At 46.2% G+C, this 24,568-nt stretch carries 27 protein-coding genes, 1 tRNA gene and 1 pseudogene; 15 read left to right on the top strand and 14 right to left on the bottom strand.

Annotation, left to right across the window (positions count from 1 at the left end; all coding sequences use genetic code 11):
- Positions 1 to 287 precede the first annotated feature (287 nt).
- Both ACX0G9_RS03740 and ACX0G9_RS03735 read left to right on the top strand, forming a co-directional pair.
- Entirely contained in the window at positions 288 to 1,280 is a 993-nt protein-coding gene (locus tag ACX0G9_RS03740; RefSeq protein WP_459063508.1) for a 2-hydroxyacid dehydrogenase, read from the top strand.
- A gap of 53 nt (positions 1,281 to 1,333) precedes the next feature.
- Complete coding sequence (locus ACX0G9_RS03735; RefSeq protein ID WP_459063507.1) at positions 1,334 to 1,909, top strand: DUF1579 domain-containing protein; 576 nt, start codon at positions 1,334 to 1,336, stop codon at positions 1,907 to 1,909.
- A gap of 133 nt (positions 1,910 to 2,042) precedes the next feature.
- Here the strand turns inward: ACX0G9_RS03735 and ahcY are convergent, their stop codons facing one another.
- Positions 2,043 to 3,368, bottom strand: a complete 1,326-nt coding sequence (gene ahcY / locus ACX0G9_RS03730; protein WP_459063506.1) for an adenosylhomocysteinase — start codon at positions 3,366 to 3,368, stop codon at positions 2,043 to 2,045.
- 125 nt (positions 3,369 to 3,493) lie between these two features.
- On the opposite strand from ahcY, the gene ACX0G9_RS03725 reads away from it, so the two are divergent.
- The 3 genes from ACX0G9_RS03725 (at position 3,494) to ACX0G9_RS03715 (ending at position 4,946) form a co-directional block, all read left to right on the top strand.
- Entirely contained in the window at positions 3,494 to 3,994 is a 501-nt protein-coding gene (locus tag ACX0G9_RS03725; protein ID WP_459063505.1) for an Lrp/AsnC family transcriptional regulator, read from the top strand.
- Positions 3,995 to 4,093: 99 nt separating this feature from the next.
- Positions 4,094 to 4,396, top strand: coding sequence for a hypothetical protein (locus ACX0G9_RS03720; RefSeq protein ID WP_459063504.1), 303 nt, complete (start codon positions 4,094 to 4,096; stop codon positions 4,394 to 4,396).
- Positions 4,397 to 4,427: 31 nt separating this feature from the next.
- Entirely contained in the window at positions 4,428 to 4,946 is a 519-nt protein-coding gene (locus tag ACX0G9_RS03715; protein ID WP_459063503.1) for a GNAT family N-acetyltransferase, read from the top strand.
- 50 nt (positions 4,947 to 4,996) lie between these two features.
- On the opposite strand, the gene ACX0G9_RS03710 is transcribed toward ACX0G9_RS03715, so the two are convergent.
- The 4 genes from ACX0G9_RS03710 to ACX0G9_RS03695 form a co-directional block, all read right to left on the bottom strand.
- A complete protein-coding gene (locus ACX0G9_RS03710) occupies positions 4,997 to 5,455 on the bottom strand; it encodes an NUDIX hydrolase (RefSeq protein ID WP_459063502.1) in 459 nt (152 codons plus the stop codon).
- A 4-nt stretch (positions 5,456 to 5,459) separates the two neighbouring features.
- Positions 5,460 to 6,398, bottom strand: a complete 939-nt coding sequence (locus tag ACX0G9_RS03705; RefSeq protein WP_459063501.1) for a magnesium transporter CorA family protein — start codon at positions 6,396 to 6,398, stop codon at positions 5,460 to 5,462.
- Positions 6,399 to 6,411: 13 nt separating this feature from the next.
- Positions 6,412 to 7,197 (bottom strand): diaminopimelate epimerase, encoded by a 786-nt coding sequence (gene dapF / locus ACX0G9_RS03700; RefSeq protein ID WP_459063500.1) that lies wholly within the window; start codon positions 7,195 to 7,197, stop codon positions 6,412 to 6,414.
- Positions 7,198 to 7,384: 187 nt separating this feature from the next.
- Positions 7,385 to 8,260 carry a nucleoside phosphorylase gene (locus tag ACX0G9_RS03695; RefSeq protein WP_459063499.1) on the bottom strand — a complete coding sequence of 292 codons (876 nt, stop codon included), beginning with the start codon at positions 8,258 to 8,260 and terminating at the stop codon, positions 7,385 to 7,387.
- Positions 8,261 to 8,378: 118 nt separating this feature from the next.
- Here ACX0G9_RS03695 and ACX0G9_RS03690 point away from each other — a divergent pair.
- Positions 8,379 to 8,449: transfer RNA gene (locus tag ACX0G9_RS03690), tRNA-Cys, on the top strand.
- A 185-nt stretch (positions 8,450 to 8,634) separates the two neighbouring features.
- Positions 8,635 to 8,784: a hypothetical protein gene (locus ACX0G9_RS03685; protein WP_459063498.1), complete on the top strand. Its 150-nt coding sequence runs from the start codon at positions 8,635 to 8,637 to the stop codon at positions 8,782 to 8,784.
- A 143-nt stretch (positions 8,785 to 8,927) separates the two neighbouring features.
- Here the strand turns inward: ACX0G9_RS03685 and ACX0G9_RS03680 are convergent, their stop codons facing one another.
- A complete protein-coding gene (locus tag ACX0G9_RS03680) occupies positions 8,928 to 9,296 on the bottom strand; it encodes a hypothetical protein (RefSeq protein WP_459063497.1) in 369 nt (122 codons plus the stop codon).
- A 203-nt stretch (positions 9,297 to 9,499) separates the two neighbouring features.
- Between ACX0G9_RS03680 and ACX0G9_RS03675 the strand changes: the two genes are divergently transcribed.
- From ACX0G9_RS03675 to ACX0G9_RS03660, 4 genes and pseudogenes are all read left to right on the top strand, one after another.
- Positions 9,500 to 9,733: a hypothetical protein gene (locus ACX0G9_RS03675; protein WP_459063496.1), complete on the top strand. Its 234-nt coding sequence runs from the start codon at positions 9,500 to 9,502 to the stop codon at positions 9,731 to 9,733.
- A 479-nt stretch (positions 9,734 to 10,212) separates the two neighbouring features.
- Positions 10,213 to 10,476, top strand: a pseudogene (locus ACX0G9_RS03670) (DoxX family membrane protein); the annotation flags it as partial.
- Positions 10,477 to 10,543: 67 nt separating this feature from the next.
- Complete coding sequence (locus ACX0G9_RS03665; RefSeq protein ID WP_459063495.1) at positions 10,544 to 11,755, top strand: MFS transporter; 1,212 nt, start codon at positions 10,544 to 10,546, stop codon at positions 11,753 to 11,755.
- 375 nt (positions 11,756 to 12,130) lie between these two features.
- Positions 12,131 to 13,042 (top strand): phosphatase PAP2 family protein, encoded by a 912-nt coding sequence (locus ACX0G9_RS03660; RefSeq protein ID WP_459063494.1) that lies wholly within the window; start codon positions 12,131 to 12,133, stop codon positions 13,040 to 13,042.
- Here ACX0G9_RS03660 and aqpZ read toward each other — a convergent pair.
- A complete protein-coding gene (gene aqpZ / locus ACX0G9_RS03655; RefSeq protein ID WP_459063493.1) occupies positions 13,039 to 13,755 on the bottom strand; it encodes an aquaporin Z in 717 nt (238 codons plus the stop codon). The genes ACX0G9_RS03660 and aqpZ overlap by 4 nt on opposite strands.
- Positions 13,756 to 14,071: 316 nt before the next feature.
- On the opposite strand from aqpZ, the gene ACX0G9_RS03650 reads away from it, so the two are divergent.
- From ACX0G9_RS03650 to ACX0G9_RS03640, 3 genes are all read left to right on the top strand, one after another.
- On the top strand, positions 14,072 to 14,653 hold the full coding sequence (locus tag ACX0G9_RS03650) for a TetR/AcrR family transcriptional regulator (protein WP_459063492.1): 582 nt from the start codon (positions 14,072 to 14,074) through the stop codon (positions 14,651 to 14,653).
- Between the two features lie 67 nt (positions 14,654 to 14,720).
- Entirely contained in the window at positions 14,721 to 15,512 is a 792-nt protein-coding gene (locus ACX0G9_RS03645; protein ID WP_459063491.1) for an MBL fold metallo-hydrolase, read from the top strand.
- Between the two features lie 63 nt (positions 15,513 to 15,575).
- The gene (locus ACX0G9_RS03640; RefSeq protein ID WP_459063490.1) at positions 15,576 to 15,971 is read left to right on the top strand and encodes a hypothetical protein; all 396 of its coding nucleotides are present in this window, start codon (positions 15,576 to 15,578) and stop codon (positions 15,969 to 15,971) included.
- A 22-nt stretch (positions 15,972 to 15,993) separates the two neighbouring features.
- On the opposite strand, the gene ACX0G9_RS03635 is transcribed toward ACX0G9_RS03640, so the two are convergent.
- Positions 15,994 to 16,701, bottom strand: coding sequence for a VIT1/CCC1 transporter family protein (locus ACX0G9_RS03635; RefSeq protein WP_459063489.1), 708 nt, complete (start codon positions 16,699 to 16,701; stop codon positions 15,994 to 15,996).
- Between the two features lie 103 nt (positions 16,702 to 16,804).
- On the opposite strand from ACX0G9_RS03635, the gene ACX0G9_RS03630 reads away from it, so the two are divergent.
- Positions 16,805 to 18,850, top strand: a complete 2,046-nt coding sequence (locus ACX0G9_RS03630; protein WP_459063488.1) for a glycoside hydrolase family 127 protein — start codon at positions 16,805 to 16,807, stop codon at positions 18,848 to 18,850.
- Here ACX0G9_RS03630 and rocD read toward each other — a convergent pair.
- The 6 genes from rocD to ACX0G9_RS03600 all read right to left on the bottom strand — a co-directional run bounded on the left by rocD (position 18,847) and on the right by ACX0G9_RS03600 (position 24,532).
- On the bottom strand, positions 18,847 to 20,091 hold the full coding sequence (rocD, locus tag ACX0G9_RS03625) for an ornithine--oxo-acid transaminase (protein WP_459063487.1): 1,245 nt from the start codon (positions 20,089 to 20,091) through the stop codon (positions 18,847 to 18,849). The genes ACX0G9_RS03630 and rocD overlap by 4 nt on opposite strands.
- Before the next feature lie 231 nt (positions 20,092 to 20,322).
- Entirely contained in the window at positions 20,323 to 21,195 is an 873-nt protein-coding gene (locus ACX0G9_RS03620; protein WP_459063486.1) for a glycosyltransferase family protein, read from the bottom strand.
- 13 nt (positions 21,196 to 21,208) lie between these two features.
- Positions 21,209 to 22,018 carry a 4-(cytidine 5'-diphospho)-2-C-methyl-D-erythritol kinase gene (ispE, locus tag ACX0G9_RS03615; RefSeq protein WP_459063485.1) on the bottom strand — a complete coding sequence of 270 codons (810 nt, stop codon included), beginning with the start codon at positions 22,016 to 22,018 and terminating at the stop codon, positions 21,209 to 21,211.
- An 11-nt stretch (positions 22,019 to 22,029) separates the two neighbouring features.
- A complete protein-coding gene (locus ACX0G9_RS03610) occupies positions 22,030 to 22,635 on the bottom strand; it encodes a bifunctional nuclease family protein (RefSeq protein WP_459063484.1) in 606 nt (201 codons plus the stop codon).
- Between the two features lie 118 nt (positions 22,636 to 22,753).
- Positions 22,754 to 23,728: an electron transfer flavoprotein subunit alpha/FixB family protein gene (locus ACX0G9_RS03605; RefSeq protein WP_459063483.1), complete on the bottom strand. Its 975-nt coding sequence runs from the start codon at positions 23,726 to 23,728 to the stop codon at positions 22,754 to 22,756.
- Between the two features lie 60 nt (positions 23,729 to 23,788).
- Positions 23,789 to 24,532, bottom strand: coding sequence for an electron transfer flavoprotein subunit beta/FixA family protein (locus tag ACX0G9_RS03600; protein ID WP_459063482.1), 744 nt, complete (start codon positions 24,530 to 24,532; stop codon positions 23,789 to 23,791).
- Positions 24,533 to 24,568: the final 36 nt, after the last annotated feature.

Genomic DNA, 24,568 nt, shown 5'->3' with positions numbered 1-24,568 from the left:
AAAATTAATGACGGAAACACCTATTGTTGGCCTTCGCGTACAACCGGTCTTTGCCCGGAATAATTCTGAAAAATGATTATAAAATTTAATCATTTTCCAGAATCCCATAATGTCGGTCCGCCTTCGCGTACAACCGGTCTTTGCCCGGAATAATTCTAGAAAATGATTATAAAATTTAATCATTTTCCAGAATCCCATAAAGTCGGTACGCCTTCGCGTACAACCGGTCTTTGCCCGGTAACGGCTTTGACATATCTTTAACGAGCTGTTTTTAAACGTTACCAAACATGAAAAAAAAGATACTGGTTACACGCCCTTTGTTCCCCGATCTTGTTGAAAGATTAAAGAAATGGTTTGACGTCGACATCAATGAAGGGGAACGCTATTCCCGGGAACAATTACGGGAAGCGTTAAAAGAAAAGGATGGGGTATTCGTGGCCGGAGGAGAAAAGATCGATGGAGAATTATTGGAAGGCCTTACCCGTTTAAAAGTTGTCTGCGTTTCGTCTGCGGGATATAATAATGTGGATGTACAGGCGCTTACACGATTGGGAGTTATCGTTGCCAATGCCCCGGGGCCGGCAGACGAAACGGTCGCAGATTTTACCTGGGGGGCTATGATATCGGTAGCCCGGCGAATCATGGAAGCGGAGAGATGGGTGCAGGAAGGGATGTGGAAAGGGTCGGCAGGAAAACGGTTTTTCGGGACCGGTTTTTCAGACAAAACAATAGGCATAATCGGAATGGGAAGGATTGGACAGGCGATTGCCCGGCGCGCCATCGGTTTTCGCATGCAAATAGTGTATCATAACCGGCGCCGGCTGGATAGTTTCCTGGAAGGTGCAAACAGGGCTACCTATCTCTCCTTCGGTGAATTGTTGCAGCAATCGGATTTTGTAGTGTTAGCACTTCCCTATGCGGCTGGAAACCATCATATCATCGGGAAAAAGGAATTGCAGTTGATGAAGCCCACCTCGATGCTTTTTAATATTGCCAGGGGGGGATTGATCGACGAGGCCGCCCTGGCAGAAGCCTTGCAGCGTAAACAGATAGCCGGTGCAGGGTTGGACGTTTTTGAGGAGGAACCGGTCATTCATCCGGGTCTGAAAGGCCTGCCGAATGTATTACTAACCCCTCATATAGCCGGGGCAACCGAAGACGCCCAGCATGGACTGGCCAGCCTGGCCGCCGATAACCTGATTGCCGCCCTCGGCCTTGGGCCGGATGCCGGCCGGCCGCCGTCTGTTTTGAATCCTGAGATACTCCCCCGACCAAATTAAAATCAAATTAAAAAAAACAAAGGCAAAGGCGTAACTTTCAAAAAAAACAACATATGAAACGCACCACTGTTTATGCCATTGTTTTGCTCATGGCGCCATTCTGCCAATTGAACGCACAGGGAGATCAGCAGGAAGCACAAAAAAAATGGATGGAGTATATGACTCCGGGTCCTGTTCATCAAATGCTTGCTAAAGCGGATGGAGAATGGAATGCCGCTATTTCACTATGGATGGCTCCGGGAGCGCCGGTTGTACAAAGTACCGGCACCTGTACCAACCGGATGCTCATGGGTGGCCGTTACCAGGAATCGAAATATTCCAATGCCATGGTCATGGGCATGCCTTTCGAAGGAACGGGATGGTTAGCCTATGACAATGCAAAAAAGGAGTTTGTCAGCTCCTGGATCGATAATATGGGCTCCGGAATGCTTGTCCAGAAAGGGACCTGGGATGCGGGCACCAAAACCATCAATTTCAGCGGAAAAATGATGGATCCGATGAGCGGTAAAGAGATTGAAGTACGCCAGACCCTCCAATGGATCGACGATAACCATCAGAAGATGGAAATGTTTACGCAGATGGGAGGCAAGGAATTTAAAACCATGGAAATCGGCCTTGCCCGCAAATAGAACGCCGGCCTTTAGCAGGTCTCTGGCCTTAGCAGATTTCTGGCCTGTTAGCAGATCTGCAAACAACGCTATTATAAAAAAAAGACCCGCTTCTTTCAAAGCGGGTCCTTTTTTTATACTTACTTCCATCGTTCTAGTAACGGTAATGTTCAGGTTTGAACGGTCCGGCCTTGGGAATACCCAGGTAGCTGGATTGTGCTTCCGTCAGTTCGTCCAGTTCCACACCGATCTTGGCCAGGTGAAGACGGGCAACCTTTTCATCCAGATGTTTCGGTAATACATACACTTTGTTCTCGTATTTTCCGTGATTGGTCCAAAGCTCAAGCTGGGCCAAAACCTGGTTGGAGAAGGAGTTGCTCATCACGAAAGAAGGGTGGCCTGTGGCGCATCCCAGGTTCACCAGGCGGCCTTCTGCCAGGACGATCACATCTTTGCCTTCGATGGTATATACATCCACCTGGGGTTTAATGGTGTCCTTGGTATGACCGTAATTTGTATTCAACCAGGCCATATCGATCTCGATATCGAAGTGCCCGATATTACAAACGATCGCTTTATCCTTCATGCTTCGGAAATGTTTTTCCGTGATCAGGTCGCGGCAACCGGAAGCAGTGACGATAATGTCTGCTTCTTTAACGGCGTCGATCATTTTCTTTACTTCAAATCCGTCCATGGCAGCCTGTAAGGCACAGATCGGATCGATCTCGGTAACGATAACCCGGCAGCCTGCACCTTTCAGAGAGGCAGCGGAACCTTTACCTACATCTCCGTAGCTTCCAACGACAGCGACCTTTCCGGCCATCATCACATCAGTGGCTCGGCGGATGGCATCCACAAGGGATTCTTTACAACCGTATTTATTGTCGAATTTGGACTTGGTGACAGAATCATTGACATTAAAGGCGGGCATGGGTAATGTGCCTTTTTCCATACGCTCGTACAGGCGGTGAACGCCGGTGGTCGTTTCTTCGCTCAATCCTTTAATATGTTGTACCAGCTCAGGGTACTTGTCAAAAACGATATTGGTAAGATCTCCGCCATCATCGAGGATCATATTCAGGGGGCGATCGGTACTGCCGAAGAACAGGGTCTGTTCGATACACCAATCCGCTTCTTCCAGGGTTTGGCCTTTCCAGGCAAAAACGCCGATACCGGCAGCGGCGATAGCGGCTGCAGCCTGGTCCTGGGTAGAAAAGATATTACAGGAGCTCCAGCGTACTTCGGCGCCTAATTCGATCAGGGTCTCTATGAGAACGGCGGTTTGGATCGTCATATGCAGACAACCTGCAACCCTTGCACCTTTGAGAGGTTTTTGTTTGCCATATTCTGCACGGATAGCCATCAGACCGGGCATTTCTGCTTCAGCCAAACGGATTTCTTTACGACCCCATTCTGCGAGGCTTATATCTTTAACTTTATAGGGGAGCTTAAGATCTATGCTCTGTGTCTTTGTTGACATGGTGTAAATTTTTAATTTAATTGCTGTAAAGTTATTGCTGTAGAACAAAAATACAGATAATGTTATTAAATTTGGAATAAGTGCCCAGTTTTTGTCATTTTTAAAGAACAAACACGCAGCAAATCATGGAAAAAGACCTTGAAAAAGAAAAAAGCGCTAACGAGCCCGTCGATCTGGATGAAAAAGACAGGGCCATCCTGCGTTTGTTACAGGCCAATGCCAAGATCACGGTTCGGGAAATCGCAGCCCAGGTACATTTAAGTACTACTCCGGTCCACGAACGTATCAAACGGATGGAAGATACCGGGGTTATCCTCCAGTATGCCACCCTGGTCAATTATTCCAAAGTAAAAAAAGGACTGATGGCCATTTGTTATGTTTCGCTGAAAGAACATAACAAGAAGTCCGGCGCCCGGTTCATCAAAACCATACACGAATTGACAGAAGTAATTGAATGTTATATCATTTCCGGGCAGTTCGATTTTATGTTGCGGGTAGCGGTCGAGAATATGGATGCCTATTATGATTTTCATGTCAACAAACTGGGACAGGTGGAGAATGTCGGTCAGGTGCAAAGTACCTTTGTCATGGGTGTGATCAAACAGACTCATCAACTGGTAGATTAACTCATCAACTGTTGGATTAAACCATCAACTGGTGGATTAATTCGTAAATTACAGCTGAAAAACTCACTGTTTTTTAGAGTATAAAAATTAAATTTAAATATGATAACATACGATACGGTAGTAGAAGCGATTCAGGGATTAAAACAAAGGGGGTATACCATCGATTTTAACCTGGAAGCCGACCGGATCAGTTGCCCGGTTACTCCGGTCAGCTTGCGTCCCGATGAGTTCGAGATCACGGAAGTGTACCGGTTTGAAGGGAACAGTGACCCGGCTGACGAAGCCATCGTATATGCGATCGAATCCGTGAATGGACAAAAGGGAGTATTGGTAAATGGGTTTGGGATCTCTGCGGAAGAAGTAGGGGAGGAGATGGTTGACAAACTTAAAATCAGATCATAATAACCCTTAATACCTTACTTAATACCAGATCATGATAACCATTCGTTCTGCATCAGATGCGGATCTGCCTGAAATGCTGGCGATCTATAACGAGATCATTATACATACCACGGCAGTATACCAGTATCAGACACATAATCTGGAGATGCGCAGAGCCTGGTATGAGGACAAACTAAAGGCCGGCTATCCTGTTTTTGTGGCAGAATCGGAAGGAAGGGTCGCCGGATTCAGCACTTTCGGGCCTTTTCGTGCCTGGCAGGCTTATAAATACACGGTCGAAAATTCGGTCTATGTGGATGTCAGCCAGCGGGGAAAAGGGATCGGCCGGCTTTTGATGATGCCCCTGATAGAGGAGGCTAAAAAAAGAGAAATGCATGCCATCATTGCCGGGATCGATGCCACCAATGCCGTCAGTCTGCATTTGCATCAGTCACTTGGCTTCGAAGAGGTCGCACATTTCCGGGAAGTCGGCTATAAATTTGGGCGATGGCTGGATCTCAAATTTTTGGAATTGTTACTGGATACTCCTGTCCATCCATCGGAAGGATAAGTTTAGGCCATTCAAGGCAAGGATAAAGGATATGGCAACCCTTTGCGGTTCTAATAGCTCCGTTTCAACAGCGTCGCCAACACTTTATCGATCGGAAGGGTCACGCTGCTTTCGGAAAAAAGATCCCAATCGATAAAACGGAAAGTCTCCGTTTCCTTTTTTTCTTCATACACCTTGAGCTGTTGTTCGTCAAAATCAAAGGGAATAGTACGCAGGGGAACACGGATCGGTTCCAGCGCTTCGACAAAATAATAGATGGAGATGATCTGCAATTCGGGATTGAAGGCGGACATCTGGAAAAAGTCCGTGGTATAAATATGGTCTGCGATTTTTACCTCCAGATCCATCTCTTCCTTAAATTCTCTTTTGAGACAATCGCGGGTACCTTCACCGAACTCCATACCTCCTCCCGGAAACTTGGTAATATAATCTTCCCGGATAAACTCATCGCTTACCAGGACCTTTTTGTTTTCTCCTAATAGAATACCGTAAACTCTTAAGTTGTGCATATAATTAAAACCATTTCTTTTTCATAAAATACCAACTGATCAGGATAGACGCGATCAGGGAAATGCCCAGAGGAATATAGAACGTATAATGGGAGACCGGGTTGGGTATGGAAGAATTCATACAGAAAATACCGGTCACCAGGGCGGGCAGGAGAAGAATGAGCGTAATGGACGTGAGCCTTTTCAATACCTTGTTCGTATTGTTATTGATAATACTGGCAAAGGCGCCCAGCGTACTGTTAAGTATATTCGTATAAATATTGGCCATTTCCAGCCCCTGGGACATATCGACGGCCAGGTCATCCAGGGTTTCCTTTTCCTCATCGGTCAGACCCAGGAAATTGGTCCGGGCCAGTTTCAGCAGCAGCATTTCATTCGAGCGCAGCGCAGTTACAAAATACACCATACTTTTCTGGATCTTCATCAGTTCCAGGATTTCCTCGTTACGGTTGGAGGCATACAGCTTTTGTTCCATTAGGTTACGACGCTGGTTGATTTCTTTCAGGAACTCCATATAGGTCTGGGTGACCTTTTCGAAGATCTTCAGCACCATCTTGTTCTTCTGATCCGGGTGCCGGTTTTGAAAGGTATTCAGGAATTTTTTTATAGCGCCGTTCTCAAAAGAATTTACGGTAACGATCTGGTTATGGGTAAGGATAATACAGATGGGGATGGTGATATAATAGGCATCGCTTTCATTAAAGGAATTGTTTTCCGTTGGAGTTTTGATGACGATGAGCTTGACATTATCCTCTTCCTCAAAACGCGCCCTCTCATCGATATCCAGAGAATCGGTGAGAAAATCCAGTGGAATATTCAGTTCTTCCGAAAGATTAGAAAATTCCTGTTGTTTCAACGGAGGAAGGATATTCACCCATGTACCATCCTCCGGCTCATCGACTTCAATAGTCTGATGATTGATATTCTTAAAAAACTGTATCATAAATTTTTATGGATTATCCCTCGATAGTTCCTTCGAAAACCTTTAAGGCCGGGCCGCAGAGCCAGATGTTTTCAAATGAGTTTTCACCCACCCGGTCAAATTTTACGGTAAGTTTTCCGCCTTTGGTAAAGACGGTGACATGATTATAACCCATTTCATTGTGATAACAGGCCAGGGCGCTGGCGGTGACGCCTGTTCCGCAGGACAGTGTTTCGTCTTCCACCCCTCTTTCATAGGTGCGGACGATGATCTCATCCGGTCTTTTTTGCTCAACGAAGTTCACATTGATCCCTTCTTTGGCAAATTCGTTGCTATAGCGGATGTCCATACCCTTCTGAAAAACATCGTATTCCATTACATCGCTGATGATCTTCACATAATGAGGGGATCCGGTATTGAGGATCAGATCTCCATGAAACTCCTGTAAATCCCTGACATCTTTCATTTTCAGGTTCACGGTGCCGTCGTCTTCGATCTCGGCTTCGTGCGGGCCGTCAGAGGCGATAAAATGATACAGGCTTTTACGAATTCCCCGGTCATTGGCAAACTTAACCAGGCACCTGCCTCCATTGCCGCACATGGTACTTTCCCTGCCATCGGAATTATAATACTTCATTTCAAAATCATAACCCGGGTGGTTGTTCAACAACATCAGTCCATCGGCTCCTATCCCAAACCGGCGGTCGCATAAAAACTTGATCCGTTCTGTGTCCAGGGGCGGAGAGGCCTGGTCGCGGTTATCGAGGATAACAAAATCATTTCCAGTTCCCTGGTATTTAAAAAATGCGATTTTCGACATAATCTTTCAAAATTAACCCTTTTCGGCAATCCGCATACATGTTTGTAACCTTTCAGCCAATCCGCATACATGTTTGTAACCTTTCAGCATTGTATCCTTTCAGCTAACCTATACTATTTGGATAATATCCGGTCTAAAATGTCTGAGTAGTCTATACTGGCTGAATAGCCTATAACATCTGAATCGTCTATAAGGTCTGAATAATTTCCAGCGTTTTTCCGATAAGCTTTTCCACTGCAGCATTTCCGTCTTTGGAAAACTCTTTGGATACCCGGTTGGCAACAATGACGCTCAGGCTTAAACTTTGGTGTCCAAGAATCTTTCCCAGACCGTAAATCCCGGCTGTTTCCATTTCAAAATTGGTGATCCGGTGAGGGCCATAGGAAAAAGCGGTCAGCCGGTCGATCAATTCGGGTTGGCTGAGACCAAGACGCAAAACCCTTCCCTGGGGGCCATAGAAACCGGGGCAGGTAACAGTAATTCCTTGGTGAAAGCCTTCGACAAAATGCCGGATAAGACCTGCGCTGGCTCCGCTGATATAAGGATTAGATAGCCGGTGATGTAATTGGGTCTGGGTTATAAAGGATTGCAGGATCTGTTTTTCCTCTTCATTTTCTTCGTGCCGGTAAAAATTCAGCAAATTATCGATCCCCAGTCCATGGGTGGACGCGACCCAACTATCCACCGGGATGTTTTCCTGCAAAGAGCCTGATGTCCCTACCCGGATGACGGTGAGGTGGGAGAGCTCCGTTTTTGGTATCCTGGTGGACAAATCGATATTGACCAGGGCGTCCAGTTCATTGAAGACAATATCGATGTTATCGGTTCCGATACCGGTAGATACGACGGAAAGCCTTTTTTTGCCGATAAATCCGGTATGGGTGACAAATTCACGGTGTTGGGAGCGATGTTCGATCGTATCGAAGTGTTTGCTGACAGTGCTTACCCGGTCAGGGTCTCCAACCGTAATAATGGTGTCCGCCAACTCTTCCGGACGGAGATCCAGGTGGTAAATAGCCCCCCGTTTATTGATAATGAGTTCACTTTCAGCGATTGGTTGCATAAAACTCTCTATTTTATTTCTATCTTCTTCAAATTTATCTTAATTTTGCACCTGCTCAAAAAAATGGTTCTATCTTCGGTCATGCCGTAGGGATGGATCAGCAGAAAAGAGCACAAAGGGTTCCGTGGCCGAGTGGCTAGGCAGAGCTCTGCAAAAGCTTCTACGGCGGTTCGAATCCGTCCGGAACCTCCTAAAAGCCCTCAAATTCAGTGAATACTGTGTTTGAGGGCTTTTTTCTTTACATCTTTCCGGAGGCCATTTGCCGGCAGCACCAATGGCAGCTACCATAGGCCATACCATAGGAAAATCCTTAATTCAATGTGAAGTAACCTTCTGGATGTGAAGTAACCTTCTGGATGTGAAGTAACCTTCTGATGAATTATTATAAAACCTGGAAGACCAGCGTTGTTTTGAACTGGGGAACCCCTTTTATTTTAAAGATGCCGAAGATAGAAAGGAACCAGGTAATGAAAATGGTAATTATTACCGGAAAGAACTTAACACAGGAGAGCTATATCCTGTAACATTAGAGGTAGGTGCCGGGCAAGGTCAATCATATACGTTTAAGGAAACTGTAATCAGGCAAATAAGATAATGATGGAAAAACCTGACCTCTTATTTGTTACAGGTTGCTATGCTGCTGGAAAATCCAGCCTGCTCTGTTGACTCATTTCTTTTTTGCAGGTCGTTTAGGGGGGACCGGATCTGCTCCTAATCTGGAATCTATAATATTTATTTTTTCTTCAACCCTGATCATTATCCTACCATGTCTTTCGATGGTTTTTGCCAAATCCTGAACCACCTGCAAGACAGTCTGTTCAATATTATTATTAAGGTCGGGGAGGGTTTTTGCTTCGTGTATTAGCGTGGCATCTTCGTCAGTCTGATCCCCGGTATGTTTTGTAATAAACATTTCTCCTTTTCCGGTAAATAACCAATCTGTATTTATATTCCAGAAGGAGCAAAGGTCAAGTAGCTTGTCAAGTCCAAGGCTACCAATCCCTTTTTCATACTTTGCATACTGACTTTCATCCACCTTTTGTGATTGTAGGGCAAATTGACGGGGGTTGATCTCCCCGGGTAAGGCTTCCCTTGCCTCCTTTAACCTTTTAGGTATGTCATTAATATCCAGAATGATGCGTAAGGTTTAGAATGATCGGGGAAATAATTTCCACAAAAAACTTGTTATATGGTAAAAAAATCCATATATTTACATTGTAAGAGCAAATGTAAATACAAATGACAGCAATAACAACAGATCGGATCAGGAAAAGTGTTTCCCTAAATTCGGAGGAATACCGTGATCTTGTTAAGTGGGTTAAGGCTAAACCTACAAAAATAGATGCCGCCATAGATTTGGGGATCACCCGCCAGACATTGGACAGGATCTTGATCGTAAAGTCAGGTTCACCGGCAACAATGGAAAAAATAAAAAAAGCCCTGGCGGACCAGGGCTTCATACAAACTCCTTAGAACTGGATCAGCACGCGCAAGCGAATGCTTTTCCAACGGAAAAGGAAAATGGCTTTCCTCATTTTCAATGGATTTAAAATGCTGCTCTTTAAAACAGGACGCAGCACACCTTTTAACGCGGAATGCGCTAAACTCCGGGGCTGGCGTTCGGGCCAGTTCCCTGGAGCGGTGTTGAACAACAGAAGAAAATTTAACTCCTGGAAGGGAGCTAAGCAAAGATTAGGTTAGAATTATCAAATATCCCTACAAGGGAAGCAGCACCCAACAAATATAATAAAATTAAACTACCAGAATATTTTGTATTTAATAACCGCACCATCGGTTTCAACCACGTCATTTACCCCGTTTTCTCCATTTTAAGAAAGCATCGGTCATCCGTTTTTCTCCTATACCCGTTAGATTTGTAATCTAAAAAATCAAATCTCCATGGAGAAAAAAAGAATGACTCTGGTAAAAAGCCATATGCCCAGCTCTTTCTTCGGCTGGCATTAGGAATAGGTTTTCTGGTTCCGGGTCTTGACCGGTTGGGCGTTTGGGGACCGAATGGCGGTCATAATATCAGTTGGGGCGACTGGACACATTTTTCTTCGTATGCGCATAAGCTCCTTTTTTTTCTTCCTTATGGTTTGGCTGAGACATTGGCCATTGCTGCAACGATCGGTGAGATCGGTTTCGGGTTAATGTTGGTGATTGGCTGGTATACGCGGGTGGGCGGTAATTGGGAGCGGATTACTTTCCCTTAGTTTTGCCTTGTCTGGAAATTAACTAAATTATTGTCCAGGGAATGGGCATTTACAACCGGAACAGGTAATGAATAGCGGATTAATTTTCAGAATTGCACAATCGTACCGTTCAGCGTTCAGCGGGCTAAGTAAAGAGACCTGGCTGCTCAGCGGGGTACTGCTGATCAACAGGTGCGGGACGATGGTCGTTCCATTTATGAGTATGTATATCACGCAAAGCATGCACAGGAGTATTGCCGATGCGGGTTTGATCATCACCTTATTTGGAGTGGGCTCGGTTTTGGGGTCTATGGCAGGGGGATACTTTATCGATAAGATTGGATTCCGGCCTGTGCAGATCTTTGCCTCTATAACCGGGGGCATATTATTCATGATATTCGGCCAGGTAAATAATTACCCGGTCCTTTGTGTGTTAACCGTAACGCTCAGTTTTGTTGCCGAAGCGTTCAGACCTGCCAATCTCACTGCCGTTACCACCTATTCACGACCAGAGAATCTCACCCGTTCCTATTCGTTGAACAGGTTGGCAGTGAACCTGGGCTGGGGTTTGGGAAGTTCATTGGGAGGGATATTGGCTGCCATTAATTATCACCTATTATTTTGGGTGGAGGGTGGTGTATATATATTAGTCGGCCTGTTGATCCTGCTCCTACTTCCGGCACGCCAACAAATTGCCAAAGAATCCCACCCTACGCTGGGGAATGCAGGAGCAAGCTCTCCCTGGAAAGATGGATTTCTGCTCCGGTTCCTGCTGGTGGTGACCATGTTCACCACTTGTTTTGTTTTAATGTTTCGTTTAGTCCCGGTATATTGGAAAGAGACCCTGCATATAGGGGAGTCGGTAATCGGGTTATTATTGGGAATGAATGGGATCGTCATTGCCTTATTTGAAATGGTACTCGTAAGATATTGGGAAAGAAGAAAAAGGGGGATCTATTATATAGTGGCTGGAGTGTTGGCCACGGCATCAGCCTACTTTTTATTGGTGGTGCCGGGAATATCTCCTTTTTTGATCGCTACCGGTGCGGTATTGTTATTGACACTCGGAGAGATGTTATCGGTCTCCTTTATCAATTCAATGGTTATGAAAAGAGCCAATGAACAGAATAAAGGTAAATATGCGGCAGCCTATACCTTATCATGGTCGGTTGCGCTCATATTTGGCCCCGCCGGAGGGGCGTTGATCATTGAAAACTGGGGATACCAGCCCTTATGGATAATTGTGGGTGCACTCTGCCTGGTCTGCGCCTACGCCTTCACCCGACTATTTGCCAGATAAATTTCAGGCGTTTGAGAACAAGCTGATTATAGTCAACCGAAAATATTAATTTGACCAATAAAAACCAATTGGTCTTTTTTTTAAACATTAATCAGTTGTAAATCAATTGATTAGAGCTTTTAAAAATTGAAATTTCATCAAAGAAGTATTGGTTTTTTTTCAAGTAGTTGACAATTAATAGGTTGCAAATTTGCCAATACTCCTTTTTGACCTCCATAAAAAAACATATATATACCCCCCTGGCCTAATACCCCCCTGTCACCTCCTAATTTCCTGTTAAATGAGCCGCCAATCCCCGGTTGGACTCTTATAAACTCAAATTTCTTCAGATTTAATTTGCAACTTTACCAAATCCGAAAGATTTTAAAAGGAAATATGCATTTGAAAAAAAGTTGGAGTCTGACCTTGGTTTATTTTACAAGTCTGTCCGTTTTTACAGGAATGTCTGTTGTATGTCAGGCACAAGTTCCCTCCCAGGTGCCGGCGCAAGCCTCCTATCCGGTAGCCCTATCCGTTCCGGTAGCCTTCAGCAGTTTGACGAATTATCAAATGGGCGATAAAATTCCCGGGTTTTCCGATAGTATACCCCATAGCCAAAGAATTAACTGGCAGTATGCCCGGGAGGTCAACAAACCATTCCCCTTAAAATCATTGATCCTTCCGGCAGCTATGATCTCCTATGGATTCGCTGCTTTAAACAGTAACCATTTAAAAAGCCTGAACAAGACCGTGAAAGAGGAGGTATGGACGGAGGATCCGCATAAAAAACTGACCATCGACAATTACACCATGTATGTTCCCGCTGTAGCGGTTTATGCCTTGAATCTGGCAGGAATACAAGGCAAACATAATTTCAGGGATCGTAGCATAATCCTCTTAATGTCCAACCTGATCGCTCAGGGTACCGTATTTACGTTAAAAGGCACCACGCATCAATTACGGCCTGATGGTTCTGCTTATAATTCCTTTCCTTCCGGTCATACCGCTGAAGCATTTGTATCGGCCGAATTCATGCGGCAGGAATACAAGGATGTATCACCCTGGTATGGCGTAGCCGGGTATGCCGTGGCTACCGCTACCGGTATGCTTAGAATGTATAACAACAAACATTGGCTGAGTGATGTGGTGACCGGTGCCGGGGTCGGTATAGCATCCACCCGCATTGCCTACTGGTTGTATCCTGTGATTCAGCACGCCTTCTTTAAAGACAAAGCTGCTGTATCGACGATGGTTATGCCTACCTACCAGAATGGCACATTCGGCCTGCAATTTGCCAAACAATTCTAATCCATTTTTCCATACACGCCCTTCCAGACAAGAGCCGCAATAACTCCTCCCAGGAGCGGAGCGACAATGAACAGCCATAATTGTTCCATAGCTTTTCCACCGGCGAAGATAGCAGGACCAAAACTTCGTGCAGGGTTGACCGAAGTGCCGGTTATATGAATTCCAACAAGATGTATGAGTACCAGGCTGAGGCCGATGGCCAGACCGGCCATGTTACTATTTCCTAATTTGGAGGTTGTAGCGAAAATGACGAACAGGAACAGGAACGTCAGGACGGTTTCTGCAATAAATGCGGAAGCGGTGGAGTAACCGCCTAAATATCCCTGCCCCCATCCATTTGACCCAAGTGCATATTCTCCTAATTCGAAACCGGGGCTTCCTTTTTGAATGATGTACAGAACGGCTGCCCCCAGAGTAGCCCCTATGAGTTGGGCAATAATATAACCGATAGTGTCTTTGCCGCTGATCTTACCGGCAACGAGCATGGAAACCGTAATGGCCGGGTTGATATGACATCCGGAGATGGGCCCGATGGCATATGCCATAACGACTACGGCCAGCCCAAAAGCGAGCGCGATACCTAATACCCCAATGCCGGCTGGCGCATCGGCGAGAATAGAAGCGGGAATCGTTTTTCCTGCAATGGTGGCAGCGCCGCAGCCAAAGAACACGAGAGCAAAGGTGCCGATTCCTTCGGCAAAGTATTTTTTCATAATAATGGAAATTTTGGTTTCTGAAATGCTGTTTTATTTATGTTGTTACTATAATGCAGATTTTCTATAAAGTAGATTTAGTAAAAACTAGGGTAGTCCGGGGAAAGACAGGGTTGCCTTTAAGGATGAATTAAAAATACAATAGTTTTTCAATAAGAAAAAAATTATATATTATTTCAGTTGAATTTGTTGCACGTATTTCAAAATTTAAGAAAACAGAAAAATTATATTTTGTACTAATCGGTACATAATGCTATATTTGTGTACCAATAGCGAATCAAAAAAAACAAAACCAAAGAAAACAAAAGAACAGACCATGGCAGGAAGACCTCAACAGTTCGATGAACAGGAAGCGCTTGATAAAGCGACGGACCTGTTTTGGACCAGGGGGTATGAAGCGACATCGATGGAAGAATTATTAATGGCCATGGGTTTAGGAAAGGGGAGTTTTTATCATGCCTTTGGCAGCAAACGGGTGTTGTTCGAAAAGGTGCTGGACAGGTTTATTAATGAATCGATTGGCCGCTTAAAAAGGGAGCTGGATAATACGGACATGCCAATGGAACGGATCCGGGAATTTTTCCGGTCAATAGCGGCCAGCCCTGCCGCCTTGCATCAGAAAGGTTGTTTTATGGGCAATACCCTGGTCGAATTGATGAATATCGACAAACCCATGCGTATGCGGGCGGTAAAAAAACTGGAAGGGCTGGAGCAATTGTTTTTGCAGCAGATAAAGATCGCCCAGCGGACCGGAGAACTAAAAACACGCGAGAACCCGGCTACTCTTGCCCGCTATCTGCTTACCGTATGGAATGGTCTGAATATCACCAGGCGGATATATCCTGATCCCTCGGAGCTGCGTCCATTAATCGAAATGCAGCTGGCTGTTCTTAAATAGAATTTTATTACTCAATAATGTACCGATAGGTACAAAATTAAAATAACAAACACCAAAAAACAATAAAATGAAACTAACGATCACACAAATCGACACAGCCTGTATGCTTATCGATCTCAATGGTTTTCGGATACTCACGGATCCCGCTTTCGATGCTGCCGGAGGATCTTATGATGCCGGCGGGGGGAAGATATTACGGAAATTTCAATCACCTGCCATCCTCCCGGAAGCCCTGGGCAAAGTAGACCTTGTACTGTTGAGTCATGATCAGCACAAAGACAATCTGGACAACAGCGGCAGAGAGTTTATCAAGACCGTCCCTAAGCTCATTTCCACCCGGGAGGCAAAAGAAAGACTTGGGCTGGCTTCGGTCATTGGGATCGATGAATTTGAAGCCGTGGCTATTCCGACAGAAAAGGTTCCCGGTTTGCGGATAACCGGCACCCCCTGCCAGCATGCATCTGATAAGGAATTAAATAAGCTGTCTGGTCATGTCCTCGGTTTTATCCTGGAATGGGATGGACAGGAGCATGGAGCACTTTATATATCCGGTGATACGGTTTATTTCGAAGGGATCGAAGAGATCGCTTCCCGGTATACAATCGATACAGCCATCCTGCATATCGGCAAGGCCGGCTTCCCTGCCTTGATAGGTGACAAGTATCTCACCTTCACTGCCCAGGAAGCCATAAGGACCGCCCGTCTCATGAAGGTCGACAAACTCATTCCCACACATCGGGAAGGGTGGGAGCATTTTACCGAAAAGGCCGCGGATGCTCATACGCAGATCGTGGAAGCAGGCTTAGAGAACAAACTGGTTTGGCTGGAAGCAGGTAAACCTATGGTAATTGAAATTTAAAAATTTCATACACCTCTCTTTCTTTTAATGTAATTTGCGGCCCGGCCTACTAATTAATGTAATATGAAGTATTCACAATGGATCGGTATCCTGGCGGCGCTGCTGCTTATTGGAACCTGTTTTCTTCCCTGGGCTTATTATCCTGATCTGAACAAGGAGTTTACCGGTTTTTTTTCCGAAGGAAATGCCTATGGCCGCCCGGGAAAAGTTTTTGTGATCCTGATCATTCCCTGTATTTTGCTGTACATGATCCCGCGGATCTGGGCCAAACGCGCGAATATATTGCTGGCAACGGTGATCTTTGCTTTTGGCATTAAAAGTTATATTCTTTACTCGGCCTGTTACCGGGGAATCTGTCCCGATAAAAAAATAGGTCTGTTCCTCGTAGTCCTCATACCCTTTATCATGATCCTTGCCGCCGTTCTGCCGGATACTAAATTAAAACAGAAGGCAGCGTGAGTTTTTTAAATCCTTCCATGCCTTACAACTGGATCAGTTTGGCGACGGCAAAGGCGCATCCCGCTGCCAGAGCCCCGATGATCATAACCCGTATCCCTCCGGCCAGCGGCGAAACTCCGGTCATTTTGCTTTTAAAATAACCAAAGACGAAAAGACAGACCAGGGTGATCATGGCCGAAATTTTTAACCCGGTAAGCGCCTCACTGACAAAAAAATACGGGCATAGGGGGATCATCCCGCCGACAATATAGGACAGTCCGATATTAAAGGCGCTTTTACGGGCCCGTTGCGGATCGGGTTTATCGAGTCCTAATTCATACTTCATCATGAAGTCTACCCATTTTTCCTTATCCTGGGTCATCTCTTTGACGGCTTGCAGCTGCACTTCCTCACTAAGACCCAACCTGGAAAAGAACTCTTTTACCTCCTCTTTCTCTACTTCCGGCACCTTTTCCACTTCCTCATATTCCCGCTTTAATTCGGAATGATAGTGATCTACCTCCGTTTTTCCGGCAAGATAGCCGCCCAGACCCATGGCGATGGACCCGGCCGCAATCTCTGCCAGACCGGCGATCCAGATCAAATTGATATGATCCTGTCCAACGGCTCCGCTAAGACCTGCGGCCAGTGCGAAAGGAACAGTCAGCCCGTCGGACATGCCAATCACGATATCGGTTAGTATTTCCGAGCTTTTCATGTGCTCTTCCGTATGATGATGGTATTCCTGCATATTCAAATTTATTTAATTCCAGATTTCCCTAAGTTAGTTCATATTTGATAGTTAATTCAACCGTCCGTTGGATTACTTCCCTAAACGGCAGCAAAAAAATAAAATGAAAGTATTGACAAAAAAGAATGCATTTTCCTGTGGTATTTTTCTTGTCCTGGCTAACGCCGCGCCCTTTTTTACGTCAGCGCAAAAGGGCCTGAATGTTTCTCAAAATACCCTGGTAAAGCTTAACCCGGTGAATTTCTCCCAGGTCACCATTACCGACGGGTTCTGGGCACCGCGCATGAACAGTGTTGCTACGGCTACTTTGCAGGCTTGTATAGAATATACGGAGAACAAGACGGGGCGCATCCGTAATTTTGAGAAGGTAGCCCGGAAAAAAGGAGAGAAACACGAAGGTATCTATTTTGACGACTCCGATGTATACAAGGCCATTGAGGCGATGGCCTATTCCCTGCGTAATCATCCGGACCCGGCGATAGAAAAAAAAGCAGATGAGTGGATCGATAAAATTGCGGCGGCGCAGCTTCCCGATGGATACCTGAACACTTTTTTTACCCTTACCGGTCTGGAGAACAGGTGGACGGATATGGAAAAACACGAGGATTATTGCGCCGGGCATTTGATAGAGGCAGCTATCGCATATCATGATGCGACCGGCAAACGCAAATTGTTGGATGTAGCCATACGTTTTGCAGATCATATCGATTCTGTTTTCCGCAGACAGGACCGGCATTGGGTCTCAGGGCATGAGGAAATCGAACTGGCCCTTATGAAACTTTATCAGCATACTTCGGATAAAAAATATCTGCAATTGGCACAATGGTATCTCGATCAGCGCGGTCATGGTTATGGAAAGGGCGTGATATGGGATGACTGGAAAGACCCGGCTTATTGCCAGGACAAAGTTCCGGTGGAAGATCAGACCAATATTACGGGTCATGCCGTTCGGGCCATGTACCTGTATTCGGGAATGGCCGACGTGGCTGCTGTTACGGATAATCAGCGGTATGTGGATGCCATACGCAAAGTATGGGAAGATGTCGTATACCGGAACCTCTACATAACCGGAGGGATCGGCGCAGATGCGCGAAACGAAGGTTTTGGAGCTCCCTATGACCTCCCGAATGAAAATGCCTATTGCGAAACCTGTGCTTCGGTTGGGATGGTCCTTTGGAATTCACGGATGAATCTGCTTACGGGCGAAGCAAAATATATCGATGTGCTGGAGAGGAGCTTATATAACGGAGCCCTGGACGGCCTTGCGTTGTCGGGTGACCGGTTCTTTTATGGCAATCCCCTGGCCTCAACGGGGTCGTATACTCGTAAGGAATGGTTTGGTACAGCATGTTGTCCTTCCAATATCGCCCGGCTGATAGCTTCCCTTGGAAATTATATTTATTGTACCTCTTCCAATGGCCTCCTGGTTAATTTATATATCGGTAACCATACAAAAGTAAAAATTAAAGGGACGGATATAGACTTACAAATGGAAACCGGTTTTCCGTGGAAAGGTAATGTTCAGTTCCAGGTTGATCCTGCACACAAACAAACCTTCGGTCTTTCACTTCGTATACCGGGATGGTTACACGAACCCGTTCCCGGAGGTTTGTATACTTATAAGGACCAGCGGGATGTCCATCCGGCCATTACCGTTAATGGCAAACCGGAGCCATTCAAAATGGACCGGGGATATGCCGTCCTGAGCAGGACCTGGAAAAAAGGAGACAAGGTTACTGTCAGTTTCCCGATGGAAGTGAGAAGGATCGCCAGCAATCCGGAAATCAGACAGAATACCAACCGGGTTGCGCTTCAATACGGCCCGTTATTATACTGCATGGAAGGAGTCGATAATGGAACGGAAAATAATGCGACAGGAGACAAGCCTTCTTTCCAATCAAATATCTGGAATAGTATACTTCCTGCAAGCTCGTCATTTGAAACACAATTCAATCCTCAGTTATTGGGAGGGGTGAACACGATTCGTTTCGATGTACTGGCTGCCACGATCAGCAGTGATGGAAAATCTGTGATTACCACCAGCAGGAAGGCTACAGCGATTCCTTATTATTCCTGGGCCAACCGCGGGGCAAGTCCTATGCAGGTCTGGCTACCAGAATCCTTTACAGATATTAAAGTAAATTACTAGTCCAGTATTTTCAGGCTCTCTTCGATTATGCCGATACATTCCATTAATTGCTCTTTGGTCATTACCAGGGGAGGGGCAAAACGGATCTTGTCGCCATGCGTTGGTTTGGCGAGCAATCCATTTTCTTTGAGCGCCAGACAGAATTCCCAGGCAGCGCCGGGATTGGTATTCCCTATCACGATGGCATTCAGCAACCCTTTCCCACGGATCGAACGGATATGGGGTGACCTGAGTTGCCGGAGCTCCTGGCGAAATAATTCCCCAAGCACGTCTGCATTTTCAATCATTTTTTCATCTTTCAGCACACGGAGAGCTTCCATGGCTACTTTACAGGCCAGCGGGTTTCCTCCGTAAGTAGAACCATGTTCCCCTGGCCGGATGGTCAGCATGATCTCGTCGTCTGCGAGCACAGCCGATACCGGAAGGACTCCGCCGCTAAGTGCCTTGCCCAGTATCAGGATATCGGGTCTCACCCCTTCGTGATCGCAGGCCAGCATTTTTCCTGTCCGGCCCAGACCGGTCTGGATCTCATCACCAATGAACAGGACTCCCGCCGCCGCGCAATATTGTTTGGCTTTTTGTAAATATCCTTTATCCGGGACGACCACACCTGCTTCTCCCTGGATCGGTTCGACCAAAAAACCGGCTACGTTCTTATCTTCCAATGCCTTTGCCAACGCATCGGCATCATTAAATGGAATGATTACAAACCCGGGCATATAGGGTCCGAATTGCCGGTTGGAATCCGGATCGGTGCTAAAGGAGATTACCGTACTGGTCCTGCCATGAAAATTATCGGCACATACAATTATCTTAGCCTGATTCTCCGGAATTCCTTTGACCTGGTAACCCCAGCGGCGGCAAAGTTTGATGGCGGTTTCAACGGCTTCCACTCCCGTATTCATTGGCAATACCTTATCATAACCGAAATATTCGGTAACATACCTGGCATATTCCCCGAACAGATCGCTGTGAAAAGCCCGGGATGTCAGGGTAAGTTTCTGCGCCTGGCCGATCAAGGCAGCAATGATCCGCGGATGGCAATGTCCCTGGTTAACCGCCGAATAACCGCTCAGGAAATCGAAATACCGCTTCCCGTCAACATCCCATACATGAACCCCTGCACCACGGTCCAATATAACGGGGAGCGGATGATAATTATGGGCGCTGTATTTTTCTTCCAGCTCCAGGTAATGGCGGGACAGATCGGTCATAACTGGTGACACAGAAAGGGTTTGCATGCGAATAAATTAAGAAATGTAAAAAAATAAGCTGTTCAGGAATAAAAGCCGGCTTCGGCTGAGAGGAGATCAGGACATCTCCCAAAGGATCATATCGTCAGCATTTGTGATCGAGGAAGTCAAGATTTTGACCCAGGAAATTTATTTGACGATTTTGTATAATATGAATGCGTTTGTTGCAAAATACAAATTTTTCCCCAGATTAGCCCTACAAACCTGACCAAACAGGGATTAGATGATTTTGTAGTTTCGGTAATCGAATAATCGTTTACCCGTATATTTTTCCACCCAGTGAAGGACCCAGCCTTTCAGGTTGAATTTTTTTTTGCTGATATCGATTGCAAAATTCCAGTTTTTCCTGGCGATCAGCCCTTTCATCACGGCAGGATGGCTACCGGCAAACTTTTGCAGCGAGTCAATCTCCGAATAATCGAAACTCTCTGTTTGACCCCTGGAAACCTCGTTGGCCAATCGATCGCTGTTATATAATTTTTCGAATTCCAGATGTTTTTTTAATTGTTGGGAAGGATGTCTGACCCAGCCATAATGATAAATATAGGCGTCGATCGGTTTGACCTGCAGTTTGTGGTCTTCCTTCCGGAAACCCTGTGCATCGCGGTAGGAGCGGATCTTTTTATCATTGCGGATCACCCGGATCTCATGGCTGTACCAACGACGGGAATCACCCAGGTAATCATAACTTCCATAGAAATGCCGGTATTTGAATAATAACCCTTCTACCTGGGGATTATCTTTATATTTTTCCAGATTTTCCCTTATCACCGGATAATCGTTTTCGTGGATTACTTCATCACCCTGCAGATAAATACACCAATCCGCATCCCCGCTGACCTGGTCAAAAGCTTTGTCTGTCTCTACGGCCAATACCCGTCCTCCTTCCTTTAGCGTATCGTCCCAAACCGTATAATGGAGTTTTATTTTGGAGGAGGAAATAGACTTGATCAGATCAGCTGTATCATCTTCCGATTTTCCGATACTGACAATCACCTCATCACAAAGGGGAAGGAGAGAAAGGATGGTTTCCCGGACCGGGTAATCATATTTTATGGCATTGCGGATAAATACGAAACCGGCGACACGCATCGAAAAAATTCATTTAGGTTAAGAGAAAAATTGAATAATCCGGTCCAAAACTAAGATTTGGAAGCTTACCTTTTTCATAGATCCCAAAAAAGGCAGACCCACTGCCTGTCAGAGAGGCGTATAAAGCGCCCTGGTTTCGTAATTCATCTTTAATCCGTTGCAGTTCAGGGTATTGATTTACTATTGGCGCTTCAAAATCATTGAGAAGGTCTGCTGTCCAGGTATCGATTGGCTGGCTAAGGATTTCTTCCAACGGCTTGTCGTTCCGGCCAGGCACCAATTGGGAAAAGGCCCAGACGGTGCTGATATGAATTCCTGGATGCACGATGGCAAAGGAATAGGCAGAGAGATCCACTCCGACCGGTTTTAATAGCTCGCCTCTGCCTTTTCCAAGACAAGGTTTGTTCAGAATAAAAAATGGACAGTCACTGCCCAATGCTGCGGCATAGTCCAGCAGCTTTTCCTGGCTGAGTTGTAGACGGTAATAATCATTAAGTAATTGCAGCATCGCCGCGCCATCCGAAGACCCGCCCCCCAGACCGGCGCCCATGGGAATATGTTTGAACAGATATATATGAACTGCGGGAAGATCGGGAAAGTCTTTTTTGAGCATGGAATAGGCCCTTAGACAAAGATTTTGTTCAGATGAGCCGGGAACCGGCAGCCCGGCAGCAGTGAATTGAATTTTCGCTGCGGGTACGATTTCCAATACATCCCTTAAGGGCAGGGGATAAAAGACTGTTTCCAGATCGTGATATCCATCCGTTCGTTTACCAAGGACCTTTAGTCCAAGATTGATCTTGGAATTGGGGAAAAATATCATGCTGGTTCGGTCTATCTGGCTTTTCGGCGACTATTGATCTCATCGCGGATAGCAATGGCGCGGATATAATCTTCCTGTTCCAGAACCTCATTCAGGAGTGTGTTCAGCTCGTCCATAGTGAGTCCTTTCAGATCATCCCGGGAACCGCTGCCTTCGGTGGTCGTCATGGCAGTAACGCCTCCGACCTTTTTCTTTTTGGTGGAACTGTCCTCCATCAGGATACCGGCACTGTCCAGAATATGCTCGTAAGTATAAATGGGACAACCAAAACGAACGGCCAGGGCCAGAGCGTCGGAAGTTCGGGAATCGATCTCCACAGTATCATGCTCGCTGACACAAACCAGCTTGGAGTAAAAAATACCTTCCTGCAGGTCGCAAATGATGATTTCCTGCAGATCAATGGTAAAGGCGCTCATAAAGTTCTTCATGAGGTCATGCGTCAGGGGGCGGCTTGGGTGCATTTTCTCCAATGCGACGGCAATAGCCTGGGCTTCAAATCCCCCAATCACGATAGGTAAGCGACGTAAACCATTAACTTCCCCCAGCACTACGGCATAGGAGTGGGTTTGCGTTATACTATGTGACAAAGCCACTATTTCCAGTTCGATCTTCTTCATAAATAATTCACGAAACTAAGGGATTTTATCCAAAAAGTTTCCTCCTTGGGACAAAACTAAAAAACTGCTCAGGGCTGCCCTTTTTCCGCAGATTTCTTTGAAAAAATACGTAGCATTTTTAGGAGATGCCTTTCAGCCTTTTCACGGCCTCGATCATCTTCGGGACCACTTCGAAGGCGTCTCCGACGATGCCGTAATCGGCGGCTTTGAAAAAGGGAGCTTCGGGGTCTTTATTGATAACGACGATCACTTTACTTCTGTTTACGCCGGCCAGGTGCTGAATAGCGCCGGAAATACCGATGGCAATATACAGATTGGGAGCAATAGCGATCCCGGTCTGGCCCACATGTTCGTTATGAGGGCGCCAGTGCGCATCAGCAACCGGCCGGCTACAGGCGGTTGCGGCACCCAGTAATTTAGCCAGTTCTTCCACCATGCCCCAATTTTCAGGGCCTTTGAGACCGCGGCCTCCGCTGACCACCAATTCAGCTTCCGTGAGGGGAACTTGTCCGGACGCCTGGGTGGAGGATATGACTTTTACCTTTGCTTTCGAAGGGTCTTCAGTTGTCTGGAACGGGGCCACGACAGCTGCTCCATCCTTAACCGCAACAGGGTAGGAGTTGGGGTTCAGCGAAATAACCTTTACCGCCGTATTCAGGGCGATATGGGCAAAGGCCTTTCCGGAAAATACATTCTTTTTAACCACAAATCCATTGGAAGTATCCGGAAGGGCTACAGCTCCTGCAACGAGACCAGCCTTTAAACGGACTGCAACCCGGGGGGCAACCGCCTTCCCGCTCAGGTTATTGGAGAAAACCAATACGGTGGCGCCTGTTGCCGAAACGGCTTCAGCTATGATTTTCGCGTATACTTGCGCATCCAGGTGATTCAGATTTTCCTGGGCCACCTGGTGGATCCTGGAAATGCCATATTTACCCAAAGCCGCGAGGTCTTCAGTTACGGTACCCAGCAGGATCCCTTCCGCGGCAACGCTTCCCAGTTGCTCAGCAATTTTTGCCCCATAGCTCAATGCTTCAAGGGAAGATTTTTTTACATGCCCATCGGAGTGATCTATAAAGATTAATACTGACATAAATTTCTTTTGATTTGAAAAATTGATCTGTCTTTTTTCAACTCCCCCTATAGGGGGAGCTTAAAACACCTTCGCTTCTTCGTGTAATAACCGGATCAATTCGGCCGGGTTATCGGCGGAAACCAGTTTGACCCCTGCCTTTGCCGGTGGTAACTCAAAAGAGACCACGCTGGTCAGGGGTTCGACGGCAGTAGGTTCGACTACTTTCAGCGGCTTGGTGCGGGCTCCCATAATTCCTTTCATATTTGGAATACGTTGCTCCGCCACGCCTTTCTGACAACTGACCACTACCGGTAAACTGACCTCGTCGATTTCTTCTCCCCCTTCAATTTCGCGGGTGACGGTAGCAGTTGTGCCATTAAGCTCAAATTTAGTTGCCAGCGATATATAGGGCAGATCGAGTAATTCCGCTACCATACCTCCGATCGAGGCTCCATTATAATCAATGGTCTCCTTGCCGGTGAATACCAGGTCGTAGGCTCCTTGTTTGGCGATCTCCGTGATCTGGGAAGCGATATAGAAACTATCGTGGCTGTCGGCGTTAACACGGATGGCCTCATCACCGCCCAGGGCCAGCGCCTTACGAATAATGGGGTCGGTATCGGCAAGGCCGACCGTAATCAGATGCAATACCGTGGAAGGGTCTTTTTCTTTCAGTTCGATAGCTCTCACCAGGGAATACCATTCATCGTATGGATTGATGATCCACTGAACGCCGTCGGCGGCGAATTTCGTATTGTTATTGGTGAAGGCTACCTTCGCCGTAGTATCCGGCGTTTTACTGATACAGACTAATATCTTCATTATCCGGGTAGTTTAGATGAAAAATAAAGTTGTTTA

The organism is Flavitalea flava (genome assembly GCF_054461575.1).
This window is presented reverse-complemented; position numbering and strand designations above follow the sequence as displayed.

Bases quoted from the DNA above. Each gene is read 5' to 3' on its own strand.
- ACX0G9_RS03740 (WP_459063508.1), top strand. From the start codon at position 288: ATGAAAAAAAAGATACTGGTTACACGCCCTTTGTTCCCCGATCTTGTT.
- ACX0G9_RS03735 (WP_459063507.1), top strand. From the start codon at position 1,334: ATGAAACGCACCACTGTTTATGCCATTGTTTTGCTCATGGCGCCATTC.
- ahcY (WP_459063506.1), bottom strand. From the start codon at position 3,368: ATGTCAACAAAGACACAGAGCATAGATCTTAAGCTCCCCTATAAAGTT.
- ACX0G9_RS03725 (WP_459063505.1), top strand. From the start codon at position 3,494: ATGGAAAAAGACCTTGAAAAAGAAAAAAGCGCTAACGAGCCCGTCGAT.
- ACX0G9_RS03720 (WP_459063504.1), top strand. From the start codon at position 4,094: ATGATAACATACGATACGGTAGTAGAAGCGATTCAGGGATTAAAACAA.
- ACX0G9_RS03715 (WP_459063503.1), top strand. From the start codon at position 4,428: ATGATAACCATTCGTTCTGCATCAGATGCGGATCTGCCTGAAATGCTG.
- ACX0G9_RS03710 (WP_459063502.1), bottom strand. From the start codon at position 5,455: ATGCACAACTTAAGAGTTTACGGTATTCTATTAGGAGAAAACAAAAAG.
- ACX0G9_RS03705 (WP_459063501.1), bottom strand. From the start codon at position 6,398: ATGATACAGTTTTTTAAGAATATCAATCATCAGACTATTGAAGTCGAT.
- dapF (WP_459063500.1), bottom strand. From the start codon at position 7,197: ATGTCGAAAATCGCATTTTTTAAATACCAGGGAACTGGAAATGATTTT.
- ACX0G9_RS03695 (WP_459063499.1), bottom strand. From the start codon at position 8,260: ATGCAACCAATCGCTGAAAGTGAACTCATTATCAATAAACGGGGGGCT.
- ACX0G9_RS03685 (WP_459063498.1), top strand. From the start codon at position 8,635: ATGAATTATTATAAAACCTGGAAGACCAGCGTTGTTTTGAACTGGGGA.
- ACX0G9_RS03675 (WP_459063496.1), top strand. From the start codon at position 9,500: ATGACAGCAATAACAACAGATCGGATCAGGAAAAGTGTTTCCCTAAAT.
- ACX0G9_RS03665 (WP_459063495.1), top strand. From the start codon at position 10,544: ATGAATAGCGGATTAATTTTCAGAATTGCACAATCGTACCGTTCAGCG.
- ACX0G9_RS03660 (WP_459063494.1), top strand. From the start codon at position 12,131: ATGCATTTGAAAAAAAGTTGGAGTCTGACCTTGGTTTATTTTACAAGT.
- aqpZ (WP_459063493.1), bottom strand. From the start codon at position 13,755: ATGAAAAAATACTTTGCCGAAGGAATCGGCACCTTTGCTCTCGTGTTC.
- ACX0G9_RS03650 (WP_459063492.1), top strand. From the start codon at position 14,072: ATGGCAGGAAGACCTCAACAGTTCGATGAACAGGAAGCGCTTGATAAA.
- ACX0G9_RS03645 (WP_459063491.1), top strand. From the start codon at position 14,721: ATGAAACTAACGATCACACAAATCGACACAGCCTGTATGCTTATCGAT.
- ACX0G9_RS03640 (WP_459063490.1), top strand. From the start codon at position 15,576: ATGAAGTATTCACAATGGATCGGTATCCTGGCGGCGCTGCTGCTTATT.
- ACX0G9_RS03635 (WP_459063489.1), bottom strand. From the start codon at position 16,701: ATGCAGGAATACCATCATCATACGGAAGAGCACATGAAAAGCTCGGAA.
- ACX0G9_RS03630 (WP_459063488.1), top strand. From the start codon at position 16,805: ATGAAAGTATTGACAAAAAAGAATGCATTTTCCTGTGGTATTTTTCTT.
- rocD (WP_459063487.1), bottom strand. From the start codon at position 20,091: ATGCAAACCCTTTCTGTGTCACCAGTTATGACCGATCTGTCCCGCCAT.
- ACX0G9_RS03620 (WP_459063486.1), bottom strand. From the start codon at position 21,195: ATGCGTGTCGCCGGTTTCGTATTTATCCGCAATGCCATAAAATATGAT.
- ispE (WP_459063485.1), bottom strand. From the start codon at position 22,018: ATGATATTTTTCCCCAATTCCAAGATCAATCTTGGACTAAAGGTCCTT.
- ACX0G9_RS03610 (WP_459063484.1), bottom strand. From the start codon at position 22,635: ATGAAGAAGATCGAACTGGAAATAGTGGCTTTGTCACATAGTATAACG.
- ACX0G9_RS03605 (WP_459063483.1), bottom strand. From the start codon at position 23,728: ATGTCAGTATTAATCTTTATAGATCACTCCGATGGGCATGTAAAAAAA.
- ACX0G9_RS03600 (WP_459063482.1), bottom strand. From the start codon at position 24,532: ATGAAGATATTAGTCTGTATCAGTAAAACGCCGGATACTACGGCGAAG.